The organism is Photobacterium sp. R1 (assembly GCF_054600795.1).
In genome coordinates, this window is the sequence record NZ_BAAHZP010000257.1 from 1 (window position 1) to 345 (window position 345).

The 345-nt window shown below is 52.2% G+C and carries 1 protein-coding gene; it reads left to right on the top strand.

The genetic code is table 11. The features are described from left to right. A partial coding sequence (locus tag ACYP03_RS24935) for a DEAD/DEAH box helicase (RefSeq protein ID WP_459782516.1) occupies positions 1–345 on the top strand: 345 nt, incomplete at both ends.

Here is a 345-nt window from a genome sequence, read left to right on the forward strand (position 1 = left end):
TCAAGAATCAGCAGATCAAATTTCTGGTGAACGTCTCTGTACTCACCACAGGCTTTGATGCCCCCCATGTGGATCTGATTGCTATCCTGCGCCCGACCGAATCTATCAGCCTGTACCAGCAAATTGTTGGTCGTGGTTTGCGGCTGGCCGAAGGTAAAAAAGACTGCCTGGTACTCGAATATGCCGGGAACTGTTATGACCTTTATCAGCCGGAAGTCGGCGATCCCAAACCGGACAGTAGCAGTGAAGTCATCATGGTGCCCTGCCCGGCTTGCGGCTTTAAAAACAGTTTCTGGGGCAAGCTCGACCCGGCCGGATTTCTCATAGAACATTATGGCCGCCGTT